The sequence below is a fragment of the Nitratidesulfovibrio oxamicus genome (assembly GCF_015731765.1).
In the GTDB taxonomy this organism is placed as follows: Bacteria; Desulfobacterota; Desulfovibrionia; order Desulfovibrionales; family Desulfovibrionaceae; genus Cupidesulfovibrio; species Cupidesulfovibrio oxamicus.
Genome location: NZ_VRYY01000625.1, coordinates 1 through 1,069, shown reverse-complemented (window position 1 = coordinate 1,069; position 1,069 = coordinate 1). Strand labels below are relative to the sequence as shown.

Here is a 1,069-nt window from a genome sequence, read left to right as displayed (position 1 = left end):
CCACCGCACCGGGGCGGATGCCCGCGCCGTGCAGCTTGATGTAGGTGGCGGCTAGGCCGTAGCACAACGGCGCGGCCAGTCCGGCCCCCACAGCCAGCAGCACTTGCGGGGTGGGCTGCACCGGCCCCACCCCCACCATGACGGCCACCCCGGCAATGCCCAGCGCCAGCCCGGCCACGCGGGCCGGGGTGACGCGCTCGCGCAGCCACACAGCCGCGCAGATCACCCCGAACAACGGCGCCGTGGCATTGAGCACGGCGGAATAGGCCGCCGGAATGTGCAGCGCGGCATAGGCGAACAGGGCAAAGGGCACGCCGGAATTCACCGTGCCCACGATGACGAAGAAGCGCCAGTGGGCGCGCAGGCCAAGGTCCGTTCCTGTGGCCCGAAACCAGGCGAACAAGGCCAGACCCGCCAGCAGCACTCGCAGTTCGGCAGTCAGCAGCGGCCCCAGCGCGGGGGCCACCAGCCGCATGAACAGGAACGACGAGCCCCAGATGGCGGCCAGCAGCAACAGGCGAAGCAGATCGACGGGACGCATGGTTCCTCCCGATGAAAGCTATGTGACCCCACCCCGGTCGAACCGTCGAACGGGCGGGCGCGACGGGCGCGACGGGCGCGGCGGGAAACGGCACCTCGGCGCGCGGTGCGCGCCGGAGCCGTCGTCAGTGACGGCATCGGCATTGTGTGCCGAGATGGACGGTGGGCTTGCGCCCTTCCGGTCGTCGGCGGCGGACCTTCCTTGCGCAGACGGCGGGCAGGCCGAAGACGCTGCCGTTTCCATCCCGTACCGCCCGAGTCCGCCTCGTGGCCTGCCCTGCGGTCAGCCCGTGGATGGCGGACAGCGAAGACGGGGCGTGCGTGGCGGCGGGCAGGCCGAGGGGCAGAGCGCCACCGTCACCCGATGGGCATTCGGGCGGCTTCGCGGCGCAGCAGTTCGGCTTTTCGGTCCACCCCCCAGCGGTAGCCGGTGAGCGCACCGTCGCGGCCCAGCACGCGGTGGCAAGGCACCACCACGGCCACGGGGTTGCGGGCGCAGGCGGCGGCGTCGTCACGATCCTGTTCGTGA

2 protein-coding genes are annotated in these 1,069 nt (G+C 71.9%); both read right to left on the bottom strand.

Going from position 1 to position 1,069, the window contains the following annotated elements; all coding sequences use genetic code 11:
* On the bottom strand, nt 1–541 hold a 541-nt coding region (locus FVW20_RS16390; RefSeq protein ID WP_196610429.1), incomplete at its 3' end, for a DMT family transporter.
* A 356-nt stretch (nt 542–897) separates the two neighbouring features.
* The coding region (locus FVW20_RS20010; protein ID WP_196610428.1) for a methylated-DNA--[protein]-cysteine S-methyltransferase at nt 898–1,069 on the bottom strand (172 nt) is incomplete at its 5' end.